The 17815-nt window shown below is 60.5% G+C and carries 19 protein-coding genes and 1 tRNA gene; 6 read left to right on the forward strand and 14 right to left on the reverse strand.

The genetic code is table 11. From position 1 onward, the window contains the following. Positions 1–32: 32 nt before the first annotated feature. From NW862_RS04820 to NW862_RS04865, 10 genes are all read right to left on the reverse strand, one after another. Positions 33–1034, reverse strand: coding sequence for a zinc-dependent alcohol dehydrogenase family protein (locus NW862_RS04820; RefSeq protein WP_414367663.1), 1002 nt, complete (start codon positions 1032–1034; stop codon positions 33–35). A 74-nt stretch (positions 1035–1108) separates the two neighbouring features. Beyond that, a complete protein-coding gene (locus NW862_RS04825) occupies positions 1109–2143 on the reverse strand; it encodes an alpha/beta fold hydrolase (protein ID WP_414426969.1) in 1035 nt (344 codons plus the stop codon). 70 nt (positions 2144–2213) lie between these two features. After that, positions 2214–3164: a LysR substrate-binding domain-containing protein gene (locus NW862_RS04830; RefSeq protein ID WP_414334616.1), complete on the reverse strand. Its 951-nt coding sequence runs from the start codon at positions 3162–3164 to the stop codon at positions 2214–2216. Between the two features lie 279 nt (positions 3165–3443). Further along, positions 3444–4091, reverse strand: coding sequence for a thermonuclease family protein (locus tag NW862_RS04835; RefSeq protein ID WP_414334614.1), 648 nt, complete (start codon positions 4089–4091; stop codon positions 3444–3446). Positions 4092–4487: 396 nt separating this feature from the next. Then, positions 4488–4976, reverse strand: a complete 489-nt coding sequence (locus NW862_RS04840; protein ID WP_414334017.1) for a YqeG family HAD IIIA-type phosphatase — start codon at positions 4974–4976, stop codon at positions 4488–4490. 6 nt (positions 4977–4982) lie between these two features. Further along, positions 4983–6143: an endolytic transglycosylase MltG gene (gene mltG / locus NW862_RS04845; RefSeq protein WP_414334016.1), complete on the reverse strand. Its 1161-nt coding sequence runs from the start codon at positions 6141–6143 to the stop codon at positions 4983–4985. A 265-nt stretch (positions 6144–6408) separates the two neighbouring features. Further along, positions 6409–7167 (reverse strand): UMP kinase, encoded by a 759-nt coding sequence (pyrH, locus tag NW862_RS04850; RefSeq protein ID WP_414334014.1) that lies wholly within the window; start codon positions 7165–7167, stop codon positions 6409–6411. Positions 7168–7265: 98 nt separating this feature from the next. Further along, complete coding sequence (locus tag NW862_RS04855; protein ID WP_414334013.1) at positions 7266–7415, reverse strand: hypothetical protein; 150 nt, start codon at positions 7413–7415, stop codon at positions 7266–7268. A 100-nt stretch (positions 7416–7515) separates the two neighbouring features. Continuing rightward, positions 7516–7845: a TMEM165/GDT1 family protein gene (locus NW862_RS04860; protein WP_414334012.1), complete on the reverse strand. Its 330-nt coding sequence runs from the start codon at positions 7843–7845 to the stop codon at positions 7516–7518. Further along, positions 7829–8464: a TMEM165/GDT1 family protein gene (locus NW862_RS04865; protein WP_414334011.1), complete on the reverse strand. Its 636-nt coding sequence runs from the start codon at positions 8462–8464 to the stop codon at positions 7829–7831. Before NW862_RS04865 ends, NW862_RS04860 begins: the two co-directional genes overlap by 17 nt. Before the next feature lie 74 nt (positions 8465–8538). Here NW862_RS04865 and NW862_RS04870 point away from each other — a divergent pair. After that, positions 8539–8611, forward strand: a tRNA-Ile gene (locus NW862_RS04870). Positions 8612–8636: 25 nt separating this feature from the next. Here the strand turns inward: NW862_RS04870 and NW862_RS04875 are convergent. Then, entirely contained in the window at positions 8637–9932 is a 1296-nt protein-coding gene (locus NW862_RS04875; RefSeq protein WP_414334009.1) for a D-alanyl-D-alanine carboxypeptidase, read from the reverse strand. A 46-nt stretch (positions 9933–9978) separates the two neighbouring features. Continuing rightward, entirely contained in the window at positions 9979–10359 is a 381-nt protein-coding gene (locus NW862_RS04880) for a hypothetical protein (RefSeq protein WP_414334008.1), read from the reverse strand. Between the two features lie 310 nt (positions 10360–10669). Between NW862_RS04880 and NW862_RS04885 the strand changes: the two genes are divergently transcribed. After that, the gene (locus NW862_RS04885) at positions 10670–11116 is read left to right on the forward strand and encodes a Fur family transcriptional regulator (protein WP_414334007.1); all 447 of its coding nucleotides are present in this window, start codon (positions 10670–10672) and stop codon (positions 11114–11116) included. Between the two features lie 183 nt (positions 11117–11299). Continuing rightward, a complete protein-coding gene (locus NW862_RS04890) occupies positions 11300–13681 on the forward strand; it encodes a M48 family metalloprotease (RefSeq protein WP_414426970.1) in 2382 nt (793 codons plus the stop codon). A gap of 24 nt (positions 13682–13705) precedes the next feature. On the opposite strand, the gene NW862_RS04895 is transcribed toward NW862_RS04890, so the two are convergent. After that, entirely contained in the window at positions 13706–14158 is a 453-nt protein-coding gene (locus NW862_RS04895; protein ID WP_414334003.1) for a phosphomannose isomerase type II C-terminal cupin domain, read from the reverse strand. Positions 14159–14523: 365 nt separating this feature from the next. On the opposite strand from NW862_RS04895, the gene NW862_RS04900 reads away from it, so the two are divergent. Then, positions 14524–14856: a hypothetical protein gene (locus NW862_RS04900; RefSeq protein WP_414349148.1), complete on the forward strand. Its 333-nt coding sequence runs from the start codon at positions 14524–14526 to the stop codon at positions 14854–14856. On the opposite strand, the gene NW862_RS04905 is transcribed toward NW862_RS04900, so the two are convergent. Next, positions 14828–16165: a protein kinase domain-containing protein gene (locus tag NW862_RS04905; protein WP_414333999.1), complete on the reverse strand. Its 1338-nt coding sequence runs from the start codon at positions 16163–16165 to the stop codon at positions 14828–14830. The genes NW862_RS04900 and NW862_RS04905 overlap by 29 nt on opposite strands. A gap of 164 nt (positions 16166–16329) precedes the next feature. Between NW862_RS04905 and NW862_RS04910 the strand changes: the two genes are divergently transcribed. Then, positions 16330–16488, forward strand: a complete 159-nt coding sequence (locus tag NW862_RS04910) for a hypothetical protein (RefSeq protein WP_414333997.1) — start codon at positions 16330–16332, stop codon at positions 16486–16488. A gap of 82 nt (positions 16489–16570) precedes the next feature. Beyond that, positions 16571–17812, forward strand: a complete 1242-nt coding sequence (locus NW862_RS04915; RefSeq protein WP_414426971.1) for a hypothetical protein — start codon at positions 16571–16573, stop codon at positions 17810–17812. The last annotated feature ends 3 nt before the right edge of the window (positions 17813–17815 follow it).

The raw sequence follows: 17815 nt of genomic DNA on the forward strand, positions 1-17815 counted from the left end.
GGGCAGATCCTCGACCAACTTTTCCAGCATGCCTACTCGGGGATGGTTAAGGCAATTTTGCCCAGAACGGATCCCTGCTCCAGCAGCCGGTGGGCGGCAGCCGCTTCGGCCAGAGGAAAGGTATGGCTGAGCTGGATCCGCAGTTGGCCCTGGTCGATGAGGCGGGCACACTGCCTGAGAATTTCCGCCTGGTTTTGCTGGGCGTTGGTGAGGTTTTTCAGCATCGGGGTGAGCATCAGCTCGAACCCCACCCGCAAGTTGCGGTCGCGGGCCACCCGCCAATCGGTCTCCGGGGCCGGCGCCAGCAGGGTGACGATATCCCCGTACACGCGCACCGCGGGGAAGGTCTGCTCCAAGATCGCGCCGCCCAAAGTATCCAGGGCCAGATCCACCCCTTCCCCCCCTGTCCAGTCCCAAACGGCCCGCACAAAGTCGGTCTGCCGGTAGAAGATGGGCAAGTCGGCCCCCAAAGAACGGACAAACACCGCCTTTTCTGGGGTGCTCACGGTGGTGGCCACTTTGGATCCCCGTAGGCGGGCCAGTTGGATGGCCACATGGCCAACTCCACCCGCTCCCCCGTGGATAAGCACACGTTGGCTGGCCTGCAGCCGTCCCCGGTCGTAAAGGGCTTCCCAGGCGGTGATCAGCACCAGCGGAGCAGCCGCAGCTTCGGCAAAGCTCAGTGTTCTGGGCTTGGGAGCCACAAAGCGCTCGTCCACCACGATCAGCTCGGCATAGTTGCCCGCCTGCCTGCCCAGACCGCCGTGGCAGAAGTAAACCTCATCTCCCACCGTAAAGTGCCTGACGCCGGATCCCACGGCTTCCACAACGCCGGCACCGTCACACCCCAAGATGGCTGGCATCTCTTCGGGGTAGAAGGTGCCTCGCCGCCGCAGCTTGGTGTCGATGGGGTTGACGCCGGCTGCCTTGAGGCGGATGCGCAGCTCCCGCTCACCGCGAATCTGAGGTTCAGGGACTTCTCGGAGTTGCAGAACCTCTGGTCCACCGGGCACACTCATGACCACAGCTTTCATGCGCTCAAGTTGTTCGGTTCTGGTTGGATTGGCCCGTTCAATGGATGCAAGATAAGACTTGGCATTATCGACCATCACCGGGGAACTCCCATAGCATTCGGGTAACATTTGGAAAAAGCTGCATCGAGAAATTCCCCGATGAGGGGCAGCACTTGTTCCCCATGCAAGGCAGGGATAGCATGGCTGGCGCCGGGCAGGATCTTGAGCTGCGCTCCGGGGATCCCTGCGGCGTAGGTTTGGCAGTGCCAGAGGGGGATGGTGTCGTCCTGTTCGGCGGCAACCACCAGGGTGGGGGCCTGAATGTGTTTGAGGTAACGCTCAACCGTATCGACGGCAGCTTGCGGGCGCAGACGTTGTCGGAGAAATTGCCGGGCCACCGGTTGTTGGCGCAGGGATCCGCGCAACCACAAGAGTTGAGCCAGTTTGTCTTCCCAATGCCACCATCGGGCCAGGGGGGTGATCGCCCGCAACAGCCAATCGACCCAAACGCTTTCCCAGAGCAAGGGCCGCAAATGGCGGTAGCGTTTGACAAAGCTGTCGTCGCGGATCCCGGCAGGGGCCAACAAGACCAACCCCCGCAGTGGATACCGCACGGCATAGGCCGCTGCCACCCAGCCGCCAAAAGAATGGCCCACCAGAACCGGAGCCGATAGGCCCAGCGCCTGGACAAATCCGCGCACAAACTCCACTTCTGCACCGATGTCGTAGCGCAAGGCCGGCTGGCTGGACTGCCCGAACCCCAGCAAATCGAGGGCGATGCAGCGGTACTCGCCTCCCAACCCCTGCATCAGCGGCCACCAATTGGCGTGGGTGGCCATAAAACCGTGCAAAAACAGCAGGGGGATCCCGTCTCCCCACTCTCGATAGGCGGCCCAGCAGGACTCTGCCCCCGGGATGTTCAATCCTTCCAATTTCACCCTCTGCAGCGGGATCGCTTGAACGCGCGCTCGTAACTCCGCCAGGCGCTGCGCCAAAGGCAGCCGTTCCAACAGCTCTTGCTCGATCATCGGCCCATCGTCAGCAGATACAGCCTTTTCCCGTGCTACGCCAAGGTCACCCCGCCGCGAACGGGTGAGGGGACAGAGCCCTTGATGGATCCCAGGCAGCACTTCTTCTGAGGATCTTGTAGAGATCTTAACTGATCCCAAAAACTCCCACGGGGTCGGGAAAAGCTGCGACTCAACCGAGCAACTGCAAATGGGGAGGGGGGATTTTCAGCCAGTCCTGGCGGGTCAGTAGCCCTTGGAGAAAGCGGGTGGCCGCCTGCGATTGATAGCGCTCCGGGTTAAAAGCCAGCCAGAGGGTACGCCGTATCTGCAGCCCTTCCACCGCCAGCTTTTGGAACCGACCTTGCTCCACATCGGCTCCCACCGCCACCGTCGACAAAAAAGCCACCCCCAAACCCGCCTGGACGGCATTTTTGATGGCTTCAATCGAGCTGAGCTCCAGCCGCACATTCAGTTGAGCCGGGTTGATGCCGTGGCGATTCAACACCCGGTCGATGGTCTGCCGCGTGGAAGACTGGGGATCCAGAGTGATAAAAGGCAAAGTCAACAGATCCGCTAGAGCAGGAGAGTCAACGGCACAGCCGGGGGCGCCGACCAGCACGTATTCATCTTCCGCCAGAGCCATCACCTTCAAGTGCCGCTGTAAGTCAAACGGGATCTCCCCACCGACAATGGCCACGTCCAATTGACCATCCACCAACTTCTGGGCGATTCGCCGCGTGGATTGCACCAAGAGCTGCATCGAAATCTGGGGATAGCGGCGGTGATATTGCGCAATCAAAGAAGGCATGACATAGGTGCCCACCGTTTGGCTGGCCCCCAAAACCAGGTGCCCTCGCTCCATTGCTTGCAAATCTGCCAGAGCCTCGAGGGTTTCATGGCACAGCTTAAGGATGCGCTCGCTGTACTGCAGCAATACTTTCCCGGCATCCGTCAACTCCACCTTGCGCCCACTGCGGTCGAACAACACCACCCCCAACTGCCGCTCTAGGTTCTGCACCTGCAAGCTGACAGCGGGTTGGGAGACAAACAGGCTATCGGCAGCACGGCGAAAACTACCCTGCTGGGCAATTGCCCGCACAATGAGAAGTTGATCTAGGGTAAACGGCAACTCATCCGGCATAAGGAACTCCAAACTGCCCGGCGGGATCTCTTTCAGTTCCCTGAGGAGCTGGGCAGCCCAGGATTGGAAACCCACATGAGATCATCATAAACAAGCGAGAAATCTAAAGAGAACAGCTCAGCCCCTCCCCGGCAGCTCGGCTGCGGGGGTTGACCAGCCAAGGATAGAGAGGGAGGCCTGGAACTTACAGGCTGTTTTAGCGAAAAGCGACCTAAAGTTCCCAGTTAAGAGCTACGCCAGGACTTCATCCCGCCAACGCGACTGGCCGTGGGGAGCAGGTCAGCGAGGGCCATAGGACGTCCAATAGCCGCGCCCCTGTTGCCTTGCCGCAGTGGCTGCTTCTCTGAGGATAGGGCCATACTTGAGGCCATCGGTTCGCCCAGACAACAGGCCATGGCCCAAAAACAGCATTTCCTGGTTGATGAGGGTATTGGCCTGCCAAACGTAGGCAGGTAACGTGGGAGCGGGAGCCAGGGCAGGATCCAACTCCAGAAACACCTCCCGTCCCAGCAAAGCCGTCTGCAAATATTGGCCGGCATTGTAAACCGCCAAAGGGGTTTGTCCGCGCAGCTCCGTCCACGTAGGATTGATCTCCGCCGGCAGGGGATCGATCCCGATCAGTTGCACCAGCCGCAAATCCAAATCCCCTTCAAGCTGGACAACCAGGGTGTTGTTGTCGACCACCCGAACTATGGCTGCACGCTTTAGATCGCGCAGCTCCGGACGCGCCACCCGTGTCAGGGCCCAAGCGGGCCATGCCGAGCACAGCAAGGGCAAAGCCAGAACGCTGCCCAGTTTGATAAGGCTCCGTCCATTGGCTACAAGCAGGGATCTGGGGCGAGGAGAACTCGGAGCAGAACGCAGAGATTTTTTCAGCACGGACTTTAGCCGTTGCAGGACAGACTTGACGATAGGGATGGTTCGCATGTTGAACTTTGGCTAGATCTCACGCCGCCCTCGCACCGCCGCCCACTGGGCCTCAATGCGGGATCCGGCCTGCCGTCACTCTACAAAAAACTTGGGCAGATGGGTCGGTTCTGCGGGCTATCTCTCGATTTCAACTGGCGGATGCGCTACCCCGTGACAATCTATAGAGTCATTGCAAATAACAAGGAAACAGCTCGTTATTTCCCAGCTCCCCTCTCCCTGAGGGAGAAGGGCCGGGGGTGAGGGCTGTCCCTGAGGGAGAGGGGCCGGGGGTGGTCGCGTGAGCGGCGCGGAGCGCTTGGGCTGTCCCTGAGGGAGCGAGGCCGGGGGTGAGGGTGTCCCTGAGGGAGAGGTCGCGCTAGCGGCGCGGAGCGCCTGGGCTGTCCAAAGAATCTCTCAAAAGCGGGGATCCAAGAGGGTAGTAGGGTTCTTCTCGACTTCTGCGGATAGGAGGGAGTTGACCAGCACGGTCACCAAGCCCAGCCGATTGCCCGCCAAAATATCGGTCAATAGGCGATCTCCCACCATGGCCACTGCCTCCACCGGCAAGCCCATCTGAGCTACGGCCCGCCGCAAGGCCCGCCGTGAAGGCTTCCCAGCGCGGTGAATGTAAGGTAGATCCAGGCTTTCTCCAATTTGTTGGATGCGGTTGCGATTGATGTTGTTGCTCACCAGCCAAATTTGAAAGTGCGGACGCAACTGCTCCAGCCAAGCGGCCACAGCAGGAGCCACCTCAGCCTGTCGGATCGGCACCAGCGTATCGTCCACATCGAAGATGACGCCTTTTACCTGCCAGGCCCACAGGTCTTCGGCCCGCAACTTCAAGACAGTGCCGGGCACCACCACATCCGGTTGCAGGAGCTTGAACCAAGGCTTACGTACCATTCTCGGCTAAGGACTTGTTTGAGAACTGGGCCGAGATCCCTGGGCAGCTTGCTGGCGCTCTTGAAGAATCTGCAATTGGGCTGCCTCGTGCTCGGCTAAAGTTTTGCTGAAAACATGGGTGCCATCGTAGCGGGCTACAAAGTAGAGGTAATCGGTCTTTTCAGGCTCCAAAACGGCTTTGAGGCTGGCCAAGCCTGGGCTGGCGATGGGGCCAGGGGGCAAGCCGGGGTTGAGGTAGGTGTTGTAGGGAGAGGGAGTACGCACCTCGGCAAGGGTGAGGCGGCGATCCGGAGTTTGCCGGATATTCAAGGCATATTCCACCGTCGGATCGGCTCCCAGGGGCATTCCCTGCTTGAGCCGGTTCAAGAAGACACCCGCGATCAAAGCGCGCTCTTCCGGCACCACAGCTTCCCGCTCCACAATACTGGCCAGGGTGACCCACTCATGCAGAGACAGGGAAGTGGCATGCTGCCGGAACAGGGGCAGAGCCACCGCAACAAATCGCTGGAGCATGGCATCGATCACCGCCTGGGCCTTTTGCCGGTTCGGCAGGGATCCCTCCACCTGTTCGACGGGAAAAAGATAGGTATCCGGGAACAGGTAGCCTTCCAAAGAGCTCAAGCTGGGGGGCAGCCAATCAAGGGGAGGGATCACGCGGGCTGTGGCAATGAAAACTTCGGCTGGCATCCAGTTGCGCTCGGCCAAAGCTGCCGCCATCTGCTCGATGCGCCAACCCTCCGGGATGGTCAGCCGTCTCTGCAAGATCCTTCCCTGCCGCAGTTGTTGCGCTACGGTCAGCATGTCTTGGTTGGGATCCAGAGCGTAGGTGCCCGCCTGGAAGACCCAGTCGCGCCCGAAGGTGCGGCTCCACAGCTCCCAGGCCAGAGCCGAGCGGATCACCCCTGCTTGGCGCAGTTGTTGCCCGATCCGACGGCTGCTGCTGCCCGGCTGGATCCTCACCTGGATCGGCTCTGAACCTCCTACAGGCTGGATCCAAGTCTGCCACCGCCAGTAGCCGAAGCCGACGGCCAAAGCCAGCAGGAGAGCCAAGCCCTGCAGCAAGCGCCGACCCCAGCGCCCACGGAAGCGGCGGGGAGCGCTTTGGACAGCAGAGGGTCTGGGCGAGACGGGATCCCCTGGGGCCGAATGCCGGATCTGCTCTGTCATCGCCTTCTCCTCCCAATGGCCTGAGCACACCTTTGGGCCAGGTTACTCCTCAACTCCAACTCATGCCAGGGCATCGCTGGGCACTCAGGGCCGACCTCAGTTTGACATACTCCCTCGCCTAGAGGCAAAGGATTCTCCTCGCGTCAGGATTACTGGTGGTTCTACAACAGCAAGGGCCTACGGCCCACCAAAGGGGAACGGCGTAGCGGTAGGACGGGGCCTTAGGCCCAGTTTTTTGGGTAGCCTGGACTGCGCCCAGCTGGGATCAAGTCTCCTGGGCCAACCTGGCAGGGATCCCGTTGTTTTCGACAGTTCGTTGCCCGATCCAAGTGCCGATGGGCTCTCCCTGCACCACGCGATAGATGTTGCCGGGGGTGGTCAGGTCGAAGACCACAATGGGCAATTGATTTTCCTTGCAGAGGGCGATGGCGGTGCTGTCCATGACCCGCAAATCGTGGGTGAGCACATCCTGATAGCTGAGGACATCGTAGCGGCGGGCCTGGGGGTGGGTCTTGGGATCCGCATCGTAAACCCCATCCACCTTGGTGGCCTTGAAGATCACCTCGGCATCGATCTCCGCCGCCCGCAAGGCCGCCGTCGTGTCGGTGGTAAAGAAGGGATTTCCAGATCCAGCGCCAAAAATCACCACCCGCCCCTTTTCCAGGTGACGAATGGCGCGACGACGAATGTAAGGCTCTGCCACCTCTTGCATGGCGATGGCCGTCTGTACCCGCGTCGGGATCCCGGCTCGCTCGATGGCATCTTGTAAGGTCAGGGCGTTGATGACGGTGGCCAGCATCCCCACGTAGTCGGCAGAAGCCTGATCCATCCCTTGGGCAGCCGCCTCTTTGCGCCCGCGCCAGATATTGCCCCCGCCCACCACGATCGCCACCTGCACACCGGCCCGCACCACCGCGGCCACTTCGCTGGCAATGGCCTGCAAGATTTCGGGATCGATCCCGTAGGGACGTTCCCCCATCAGGGCTTCACCACTCAGCTTTAGGAGAATTCGTCGGTATTTCATCTTCATCCGCTCCAGCCCACCCCTGCCTACGATAGCAGGTTTGTTGGGCTAGCTCTGTTCACAGGATGGATCCACAGACTCTCTCGACAAAACCCCCCTCACGGCTGTTCTTCGCCAGCGCTGGCCTCATTGTCGCGGGGAGCAGAACGGAAGCGGCGGCCATTGCGAGCACGACTTTTCTGAAACTGCTTGGCATATTCGCGGTTGCGCTCGGCTTTTTCCCGCTTCAGGTTGCGTTTTTTGGCCATGCTGGTCTTCCTGACCGGTTATCCGGTATGAAGTGGAGTGCCCAAAGAAGGTGGTTTTTATCCTAACATGCTTGGCCGGCACTTTTCTGGAGCCTTCTGCTCAGCCGGCTAGGGATTCCCCCAACAGGGCCAGGCCCATCAAAACAAACCCCACTCCTGCCAGGGTCTTGATCCAGCGGGGTGGGATCATTCGCGCCACCCAAGCTCCTGCCCACACTCCGATGAGGCTGGTGCTGATCAAAGCGGCAGCAGCGCCCAAAAAGATCACCCCGGAGTTTTGCGAGCGGGCGCTGAGGAGCAGAGTGGCCAATTGAGTTTTGTCGCCCATTTCCGCCAGCAGAATCGAGCCGAAGCTCACCAGCGCCGCCCGTCCAGCCATTTGCCGCAGCAAAAACGGTGGGGTCTGGCTGTCGTTATCTTGGATCAACACGTTCCTCTGTTGCTCTCTGCTCTGTTCTGCCTTCTAGAAGGGGCTGGCGCTCTGGGGGATCGTCGCCGCGCCATTCCTGCCACAGCACATAGCCCCCGATCACCAGGAACCCTGCACCCGCCAACCATTGTAGCCAGCCTGGAGGGATGACTTGCCCCAGACCTTCCCCCAGCACCACGCTGAGCAAGCTGGCAGCTACCAAAGCGCTGGCGGAACCGAAAAAGATCGCCCAAGGAGATTGGGATTGGGCACTCATGAGCAAGGTTGCCAACTGCGTCTTGTCGCCCATTTCCGCCACAAACACAGTTAAAAAAGTAACAAGCCAGAGTTGCAGCGGGGATCCCTCGGCAGAGGGGAGGTCAGTGAGGGGCGGTGCCGTCGGAAGCTCAGTATCGAGGGCAACAGAGGGGGCCAAGCTCTCCCCGGCAGGCCGGAAATCCGCGGCGGCTCGCTCGCCGTTGAGGTAGTGCTGACCAAAGGTCAAAAAGCCAAAACAGAGGGCTAGGGACACGGCAATCAGACCCAAGCCCAACGTCAGTTGACCCTGCCAAGAACGCGCCGTTCGCGCCAGCGGGACGGAGTCCCTTGCCATCGCCTCTGCCCTCACAATCACCGACATGCAGCTTATCCCGTCGAGTAGCTCTTTTTCACCCCGTTTTGGATAAAGACAAGAGCGCTAGAGTAGAAGAATAAGGGGCGTTGGCCGAGCGGTTTAGGCAGCAAACTCATAATTTGCCTTACACAGGTTCGATCCCTGTACGCCCCATCGGCAAAGTTTCCCTGCAAAAGAGTTAGAGTGGCCAAAGAGGACGTAGCAAAGGCTCCGTGCGGGATCCCGTATCCAGAGAGCGGGGCGTCCAGCGTTTGGGTAAGGCGGCAGGGGATCCCCATTGCGCTTGGAGCTGGCTGAGGAATTGCCCCTGCTGGGCGCGCAAGCCGGCCAGGTCAGATCCGCCGTTCATCAGGGCAAACCAGATATCCCCCTGCTGGGTGGGCAATACCCCCGCCAAGGTGCTGACGCCGCTCAGGGTGCCCGACTTGGCGATCAAGATCGCCGGCAGCAGCCGCCGCTCCAGCACCCCCACGTCCTGGCCGACGACGGCAAAAGCATCGGCCAGAGAAAGCCCCTGCTCCTCGAGAAGCGATTGGATCGCCTGCCACAGGGCCACGTTGGCCCGTGGAGAGATGCGGTTTTCTACCCCCAACCCCGAGCCGTTGATCAGGTACAGCTCTTCTGCCGGGATCGCGGTGATGGCCTGGGCCATTTGTGCCACCTGAGCTGCTCCCCCCACTGCATTGGCCACCATCTCGGCCATGGCATTGTTGCTGTAGAGGTTCATCAGCTTGAGCAGGTGAATGAGGGGGGGCGATTCATGCCTGAGCAAGACCTGGGCCTCCGAGGGGATCTGCTGGGCAACCCGCACCGATCCCAAAATCTCCACCTGCGGCCTGGGCGTGCCGGGGGGCAAGGTCTGGAATTGCGCCTGGGCTTCCGGCGGCCAGAGGCGGGCATCCAGCCCCTGCCGCAACAGCGCGCCCGAGCGGGCCACATCCTGGAAAAAGTTCATGTAAAAGCGGCCCACCACCACCAGATCCCCCTGCACCTGGCGGATCCCCTGGGCGTTGAGGGCGTTCCCCACCGCGAAGGCTTCCTCCCAAACAAAAAAGGGATCCTCCCCTCCCAGCACCCAGAGATCGCCCTGCAAAACCCCATCCGCTCCCAGGGAACCTGTTGTCAAGTAGGTGGTCACAAAGCGATGGTGCGGGCCAAACTGCTGCAAAGCGGCCAGGGTAGTGGCCACCTTGGTCAGAGAGGCCGCCGGCAGAGCCTTGGATCCTTGATGTTGCCCCAAAACCTGGTCGCCCATCTGCAGCCAAACCCCCTGGGCGGCGGAAGCAAAGCCGCGACCGCTCAGCTGGGCCAAGTAGGTCTCCACCTGGGGTTGCAGGGATCCCTGCGCCGTCGCCTGGCAAAAATGAGCTGAGCTCAACAGCAGGAGCGCCGCCGAGAGCATCCCCACCCAGATCGCAACCAGCCGCCAGACCCGCCGCTGTCGTTCGCAATAGTATTGCAGAGCACCTTTCACCCAAAATGCCCTCTAAAAACGCCGACCCACCGCAGGAGCGGATCCCTCAGCTCGGCAACTCCCAGCCGCTTTCTTCTAGCGGCTCCACATCGATGGTGCCGGGGGGCGTTTGTCGATAAAAATGTCCATCGGCAACAAACAGCGGCTCGCCACAACTGGGGCAAAAGAAGCGGCTGCCCTCGATGGCCTGCGATTCTGACCCACACACCGGGCAGCGATCCGTGGCGATCCAGCGGCGCGCCCACCAGCGAAAGGCCAGCAGCACCAACACCGGCAGAGAGAGCAAGAACACCAACAGAGCCACCAACCCGGCGACCAGCCACCCCAGCCCGACACGGGTCAGCAAAACTGCCAAGGCCAGGGATCCCAGCCAGAAGCCCCAGCCGGTTAGAGAAATGGAATAGGTTTTGGGCTGCTCAAACCGCATCTTTGTTTTCCCTTCCCGTATTGACTACGCTGACCAACGCTGCCGGGATGCCGCGGGCCTTTTCCCGAGTATGTTAGCCCAGACTCACCCGCACACCAGAAAAATCCATCCCCTAGCCATGCTCTGTAGGCTAGCTCATCCCGAATGAATAGGGCATCCGGTTTCCCGCACCCACTTTCTCGCCCTCTGCCGGCAGGTTTCCTGGTGTTGACAACCAAGGTCGTTAGCATCGCTGCAAATGCAGTTATTATCAATTACAGAACTTATTGACTGTTACGGCGACGTTGCCCAACAGCGGAGGGGCGGCATCATGGTCTACACGGAAGAAGCTTTCAAAGCAGAGCTGAATGCCAAAGGCTGGCGAGCCACTCGGCAGCGGGAAATCATCCTCCAGACCTTTCAAAACTTGCCTGAGGGGACTCACCTGAGCGCGGAGGATCTGCACAAAAAGCTGCGGGAAGAAGGCCACAACATCAGCCTTTCTACCATTTATCGTACCGTCAAGCTGATGGCTCGCATGGGCATTTTGCGCGAGCTGGAACTGACCGAAGGCCACAAGCATTACGAGATCAACCAGCCGGCCCCCCACCACCACCACCATTTGGTGTGCGTCAAGACCAACAAGGTGATCGAGTTCAAAAACAGCGCCATCCTCAACATCACCCAGAAAGTGGCCGAAAAGTACGGCTTTAAGGTGCTGGATTGCCAGCTCACCATCATCGGCATCAGCCCGGAGGGGCAGCGCTCGATTTTGTAGCCAAACAATTCCCGAAGCTCAGGCTGGCTCTGGGCGCTCTCCCGGCAGCGGGGCTGTACTGAGTTTGTAGGGAGATGGGGATCCCCTTGGCAGGGAACATGCCAGAATAGCCGCTGTAAAGTCGCAAGCCATTGGCAGTTGCAGCAATAGCTGAGCTTACCCTACCCAATCCGGGAGATGGCTATGAACGAGCAGGAAGTGGCGCAGTGGCTAGAGCAAGCTTTGGCAAACCTGCGTCTGAGGATCCAGGTGAAGGCCCAGCCCCTCCAAGACAATGCCGAGGACTACGCCTTGGTGGTCATGATCAACCACCCTGCTCACGTTGCTCTCAACCATGAGAGGCTGACGGCCTGGTTCCAGAAGGCAATTCCCAGCCGCTATCCTCAAGTCAAGCGCTTGGCCCTCTACAGCCGCCCCATCGGCCAACAGCAGGCCAACTGGAAAACTCAGGTGAGGCTGGCTCCGGAAGCGGCGACGGGCAGGGGGGATCCCGCCGACAGTCCAGATCTCAGCCGCTACTGCTTTGTCCAAGACCGCCAGTTGCTCACCGCCGACCTGCCCCAACCCTCCAGCCTGCTGCGCCAGGCGATCCTGGGTTTTCACGGCCTCACGGCTGGGCAAAAAGAGGAAGTTCTGCCCTTGCTGCCCACCTTGTTCCGCAACCCCGGCGCCGTCTCGACGGTGACGTTGTCGGTGGAAGCATCCCTGTGGCTGGAACCTCTGAAAAGCCTCAATCCCCATGAGCTGCGCCTGTTGAGCGTTTGGCTGAGCCGCTATTGCTTCAATCCCAGCCGCACCTTGGCCGAATTGGATCCCGCGACCTCAGGTCTTAAAACCGGACAAACAAGGCGCAGCTACCGCGCCCCCCAAGTGGGGGTTTCGCTGATTCTGGCCAGCTTTGCCGGCAACCTGACAATGTCCGCCGGCGTAACCCTGAGCTTATTGTTTGGCATGGTGTTTGTGCTGGCCCTGGCCGTTTTCGGCACCTTGGAAGGGGGGTTCTCTTTTGGCTCTCTCCTTTTTGCTGTTTTGCTCACCCTGGCCTTCAACGCCCTGATTTTCTTTTTGTCCCCCTGGCTGATGGACTGGATCCAGCACAGCCTCTACGGCACCCAGTGGGTGAGCCTGGCAGAAATCGGGCGTCGCAGCCCCGAAAGCGCGGAGGTGATCGAACGGGTCTGCCGCCAGTACAAGCTGAAGCAGCCGAAGCTGGGTCTGATCCGCGACCAAAACCCCACTGCCTTTACCTATGGCAGCCTGCCGGATACGGCCCGCATCGTCGTCAGCGAGGGCCTGTTCACCTACTTGGAAGATGAGGAGGTGGCTACAGTTTATGCCCACGAGCTGGGGCATGTGATCCACTGGGATTTCGCGGTCATGACCCTGGCTTCCACGTTGGTGCAGATCCTCTACCTCCTCTACGTCTACCTGCGCGACACGCGCCGGGATCGCAGAGGGGGCAAAAACATAGGTTCCTTGGCGCTGGTCGCCTACTTTTTCTACGTGGCTGGCTCCTACTTGGTGCTGTATCTGTCGCGGGTGCGGGAGTACTTTGCCGATCACTTTGCCGCCGAAACCACCGGCAACCCCAACGCCCTCTCGCGGGCTCTGGTGAAAATAGCCTTTGGCATTGTGCAAGAAGGGGAGCGGGAACAGGATGAGGAAGCCCGACAGCGCAGTGCTCGCCTGCTGGAAGGGACGCGGGCCTTGGGGATCTACGATGCCAAGGCGGCGGTGATGGCGGGGACAGCTTACCGGGTGGCTGCGGATCCCAGCCAGGTGGGCAGGGTGTTTTTGTGGGATCTGTTTAACCCTTGGGCCTGGTGGATGGAGCTGAACTCCACCCATCCCCTCACCGGCAAGCGGGTGCGGGCGCTGGGCACCTATGCCGAACAACTGGATCTGCCGGTGGAGTTCGACATGGCCAGCGTGGTGGCCCAGGGCAAGCAGCTCAACCGCCAGCAGCTCTACGGCAATTTTCTTCTGGACGTGGTTTTGTTAAACGCCGAGTGGCTGGGGGCGATCTTGGGGATGGTGCTCGGGATCCCGGCTCTACGGGCAGGGTCTTACGGCATGTTTGCCGGCCTGGCCGTGGCGGGAGCCAGCTTGGGCCTACTGCTGAAGATGACGGTGATGTACCCCAGCTTGGAAAACCCGCCGGCGTTGACGGTGTTGAAGGCGATGAGCAACCCCTACGCCAGCCCCTTGCGCGGCTTGCCGATGCAGTTGCAGGGGCGGGTGATTGGGCGAGGGGATCCAGGCTATCGCTTTGGCGCCGATCTCAAGTTCCAGGATGAGACGGGGATGATTTTCTTGCGCTATGTTTCTCGGTTTGGGCCGCTGGGCAACTTCCTGTTTGGGGAGAGCCGGGCAGGCAGGCTGATCGGCCAAGAAGGAGCGGTGGTGGGATGGTTCCGGCGGGGGGTAGTTCCCTACCTAGATCTGTCCCGCTTCCAGAGCAGCTATGGCGAAGTGGTGACCAGCCATCCTCCTTTTGGGCAGGCGGTGCAGGTGGCGCTGGGCTTGATTGCTGCCTTGCTGCTGATGGTCTTTTTCCCGTTCTAGGCTATCTGGCCAAGGATGCCAAGCTCAGGCTTTTGCCGGTTGCCCACCGTTGGCGCGGGCGTAGTCGTCGCTGAAGCGGATAATGTCGTCTTCGCCCAGGTACTGGCCGTTTTGCACCTCGATGATCACCAGGGGGATGACGCCGGGATTTTCCAGGCGGTGCTTGGTGCAGGGGGGCACGTAGGTGGACTGGTTGGTGGTGATCAGCCGCTCTTCATCGCCGCAGGTAACTTTGGCGGTGCCGGCAACGACGATCCAGTGTTCGCTGCGGTGGTAGTGCATCTGTAAGCTGAGGCGATGCTTGGGCAGCACCACAATCCGCTTGATTTTGTAGCCGGGGCCCTCTTCCAGCACCGTGAAACTGCCCCAGGGACGAGTTTCAGTATTGCTCTCGATCAGCTTGTTGAGGGTTTCGGCAGAAAGGAAAGGCGAGGGCTTTTCCAGGGAGGCCGGGTTGGCATTGGGGGTTTCCAGCATGGGATGCTCTCCTTAGGGCTTACCTTCAGCTTATCTCACGTAGTTTGGGGATAGGGTGTAAACTCCCGCCTGCCGGAGAGCAGGCGGCTGTGGGCGCTGCCACTGGGCCGCGTCTAAAAGGGTAGATTGGAAACCCAGAAGCCCCAAATTGACAATTTGTCGTCCACCCCCAACTCCTTCCCCCGCCCCCAAAGCCGGGAGAGGGATGCGATTTTTTGAATTGCGGAGGAAAACTTGCTATGTTCGGTCGAGCCTTGAAAAGCGGGAACCGAAGGTCACACCGATGGCCTTGGGTTTGCGGGCTGCTGCTGTTGTGTTGGCTGGGGCTATGCGGGCCGGCGTGGGCTGTGAGTTTGGGGGATCCCTTGCCGGAGTGGGCTAAGTCTATGCAGGTAGGGCGGCAGCGGCTACGCGGCGTGGAGCACTACCAGGGCCAAGAGCAGATCCGGGCCTACGGCAACCAGGCGGGGCGGGTGTTTTGGATTCAAATCGAAAGCAGTGCCGACCTGCCGCCGGATCCCCGGCAGTACCTGGGAGAGTACCAGGCGTTTCCAGCCGAGGTCATCCAGGTGGTGCCGCTGCGGGCGCGGCGGTTGCGCTTCCAGCAGGGAAATCGCAGCGCCGAATGGCAAGTTGTGGGCATGAGCGGCCACTTTGAAGCCGAGGCATTTAGCCACGATCTCGCCCGGCAGCCGTGATTTCCATCTCTTCCGGTTCTACAAGCACCGGCTGCCGCGAGGGTCGGGCGCATTCGGCCAGCAGTTGCCTGTATAGGGGCCGGATCTCATCCAAGAGGGCTTGGGCGGTGGGGTAACGGGCATCTGCATCGGGGGTAACCATGCGCTCCAAAATGGCCAGCAGGCGCGGATCCCCGAAGCCGAAGGGAATGGCTTCGGCCAGGGGTTCGCCGATCCGCGGCAACGTCCCCATAGACATTTCTACGGCCACCCGACCAAGGGCGAAAATATCGCTGTTGAAGCGGGGGCAGCCAGACAACTGTTCAGGAGGAGCATAGTCGCCGGTGCCGATGAAGACGCCAGAGAAGGGATCTTGGCCAGGCGGGCCATCAATGTGCTGGATGGCACCGAAATCGATCAGGGTGAAATGGGTGCGTTTGTCTCGTCGGGTTTGGATGATATTCGAGGGTTTGATATCGCCGTGGATGACGCCATGCTGGTGGACAAAGACGAGGATCTTGAGGAGTTCACAAAGGAAGTGGGCGGTCTGGGCCGGCGACCAGATCACCCCCCGGTTGGCATGCTGCCGCAGCGAGGATCCCCGGACAAAATCTTGCACCGTGTAGAACTGCCCATCTTCTTCAAAGTGGGCCAACAGCTTGGGAATGTAGGGATGATGGCCCAGCTTCTCGAGGATTTGCGCTTCCCGCTCAAAGGCTGCCCTGGCAATTTCCGCTATCTTCTCGTGCTCTTCTGTTCGGTCTTTGTCTTCTTTATCGTCCATGCGTCGCAGGCGCTTGACCACGCAGAGCGGGTTGCCAGGACGATGGGTATCGCGGGCCAGGTAGGTTTGGCTGAAGCCGCCGATGCCGATCAAGCGTTCCATTTGGTAGCGCCCCTTGCCAACCTGGTTGGGTTGCTTGGCAGTGCCAGCTCGCCGGGCTGCGCCCAGAGCAATTTGAGAGCGAATGCGGGCCAGCACCACCTCAGGAAGGAAAGGTTTGGTGAGGTAGTCATCTGCCCCTAGGTCAAAGGCGGCCACCATGGCCGCTGCATCGTTGTAGCTGGAGAGGATCAGCACCGGCAACTCCAAGCGGGAACGAGCCGAGCGGATCCTCTGCAACAGCTCCAGCCCATTCAGCCCCGGCAGCACCAACTCCATCAGCACCAGATCTGGCGATTGATGAATGATGGCTTCCAAAGCCTTGATGTTGTTTTGCGCTGCAAAGACGCTGTATCCAGCTTGCTCAAGGCTGCGTTTCAACTGCTGGCTAACCGCGGGATCCCTGTCCACCAGCAGAATTTTGCCAAGCTGTTTTGCAGAGGTCATCACAAGCGCCCGCGCAGCTCTGAGCTGAGTATATCCAATAACAGCGGGGATACGGGAATGCTGCGATTGCCAGGCCGTAGGGGATCCCCAACTGCCGTCCTTGCTAGGATTGGGGGGTGGTTGGTGTTGTGGCTATGGAGATAAATGAGGTCTGGAAGACCTTTTTGAGCAATCCTGTTCCTTTTTGTGGGGGCTTCCTGAGCGGCCTGCTGCGTTTGGATGTCAGGCAAGATCCGCTGCGCAGTTGGCTGGAGTCGCAGGGCTTGAGGGTGGAGGATTCGCCCGCCCCCACCCAAGGTCCCCAGTCTATTTCCATCGAATAGAGGTACCAGGGATCCCTTGCGGAGGGTTTTCTCTGGGGTCTGGGAGGCGTCCCCGTTTGGTAGGGTGAGCTGAGGTAAGCCAATGTCCCCTGGACAGTCCGAACTCAGGAGATGGCGACGGCCGGGATCCCTTCGAGGCTGCGGCTACCTCGGCGGGATTGTCTTCCTGCTAACGGGGCTGGTTGCCCTACAGGCAGCAGATCCGGCCTTGGCCCAGTCGGATCGCGCTGCTCCCCCAAGCTCCGAGCTGGATCCCCAAGCTTGGCTGCAGCGCTTCAACACTGCTCTAAAGCAATTGCCGCCGCTGCCCAACTTGCAGTACCGCCAGCAGGTGCGGGTGGAGGGATCCCAAACCTTCACAGCCACCCTGGATGTGCTCCGCCGCCGTGACGGCAGTTGGCAGGCGTGGGTAGCCGAAGGGGATCGCATTCGCCTGTTGGATTCGCGGCAACTGGAGGTGGTGAACCAATCGGACCTGCTCAAGCTGTATTCGGTGTACGTGAGCCGGCCCGAAGCGCTCCTGCCCTCGGTGAGTTTTGAGCTAGAGGCTGATCCCAGCCGCTACCGCGTCGTCTCCTCAGAACGAGCAGATCTGGCGGGATCCCCTGTCCAGCACTTGCGCCTGGAGCCCCTGCAGGAGGGCCAGTTGCGGGAGCTGTGGCTGGAGCCGGAGTCAGGGCTGCCGCGGCAGGTGCTCTTGTTTTTGTCAGGGGTGTGGGGGCAGGCTTATGTCCTCATGGGGTTTACGGCAGTGCCTGCTCCCCAGGGAGGCGCCCGTTACTGGCTGCCGGAGAGCAGCCGCATCAATGTGGGCTATGGGTTTTGGACGCTGGAGGGCCTGACCCGCCGCGTGTTCAGGGGATCCCTTGCCATCCGGCACGACTACCAGGACTATCGCCTTCTGCCAGAGGGGGTGCAGTTGCGCTTTTTGCCCTCACAGCCGCCGCTGGATGCACCGCCGGTGGTGGCCGGTCTGCCGGAGAGCAGTCCCCAACTGGAGCTGGGAGAGGTGCGGCCCTTAGGAGTGGACGAGCGGGGGAACCAGCAATTTAGCATTGGCCTGGGCAGACGCACCGCCGCAGAGACCCCCTTGGAAGACCGCATCGCCGCCTTTAACCTCACCCGACCGGCCAGCCGCAATGCCCTCACCCAGATCGATACCTTGGCCTTCTTGCCATTAGGCGACAGCCAGTTGCCGATCTATCTCTTTCAATTCGACACCGGTCGCCCTCTCTCGCCCCTGCAAGGGGTGGAGCGCCCGCGGGTGGATCCCAACGGGGTTTTTGATCCCAAGCCACCTGCCATCAAACTCTTTGGAGACTAGCTC

It is taken from the genome of Synechococcus sp. H55.8 (assembly GCF_047462375.1).
Classification (GTDB): domain Bacteria; phylum Cyanobacteriota; class Cyanobacteriia; order Thermostichales; family Thermostichaceae; genus Thermostichus.

Coding starts and splice junctions, on each gene's coding strand:
- NW862_RS04835 (WP_414334614.1), bottom strand. CDS start 4,091: ATGCGAACCATCCCTATCGTCAAGTCTGTCCTGCAACGGCTAAAGTCC.
- mltG (WP_414334016.1), bottom strand. CDS start 6,143: ATGACAGAGCAGATCCGGCATTCGGCCCCAGGGGATCCCGTCTCGCCC.
- NW862_RS04855 (WP_414334013.1), bottom strand. CDS start 7,415: ATGGCCAAAAAACGCAACCTGAAGCGGGAAAAAGCCGAGCGCAACCGC.
- NW862_RS04865 (WP_414334011.1), bottom strand. CDS start 8,464: ATGTCGGTGATTGTGAGGGCAGAGGCGATGGCAAGGGACTCCGTCCCG.
- NW862_RS04890 (WP_414426970.1), top strand. CDS start 11,300: ATGAACGAGCAGGAAGTGGCGCAGTGGCTAGAGCAAGCTTTGGCAAAC.
- NW862_RS04885 (WP_414334007.1), top strand. CDS start 10,670: ATGGTCTACACGGAAGAAGCTTTCAAAGCAGAGCTGAATGCCAAAGGC.
- NW862_RS04905 (WP_414333999.1), bottom strand. CDS start 16,165: ATGACCTCTGCAAAACAGCTTGGCAAAATTCTGCTGGTGGACAGGGAT.
- NW862_RS04830 (WP_414334616.1), bottom strand. CDS start 3,164: ATGCCGGATGAGTTGCCGTTTACCCTAGATCAACTTCTCATTGTGCGG.
- NW862_RS04895 (WP_414334003.1), bottom strand. CDS start 14,158: ATGCTGGAAACCCCCAATGCCAACCCGGCCTCCCTGGAAAAGCCCTCG.
- NW862_RS04880 (WP_414334008.1), bottom strand. CDS start 10,359: ATGCGGTTTGAGCAGCCCAAAACCTATTCCATTTCTCTAACCGGCTGG.
- NW862_RS04915 (WP_414426971.1), top strand. CDS start 16,571: ATGTCCCCTGGACAGTCCGAACTCAGGAGATGGCGACGGCCGGGATCC.
- NW862_RS04820 (WP_414367663.1), bottom strand. CDS start 1,034: ATGAAAGCTGTGGTCATGAGTGTGCCCGGTGGACCAGAGGTTCTGCAA.
- pyrH (WP_414334014.1), bottom strand. CDS start 7,167: ATGAAATACCGACGAATTCTCCTAAAGCTGAGTGGTGAAGCCCTGATG.
- NW862_RS04840 (WP_414334017.1), bottom strand. CDS start 4,976: ATGGTACGTAAGCCTTGGTTCAAGCTCCTGCAACCGGATGTGGTGGTG.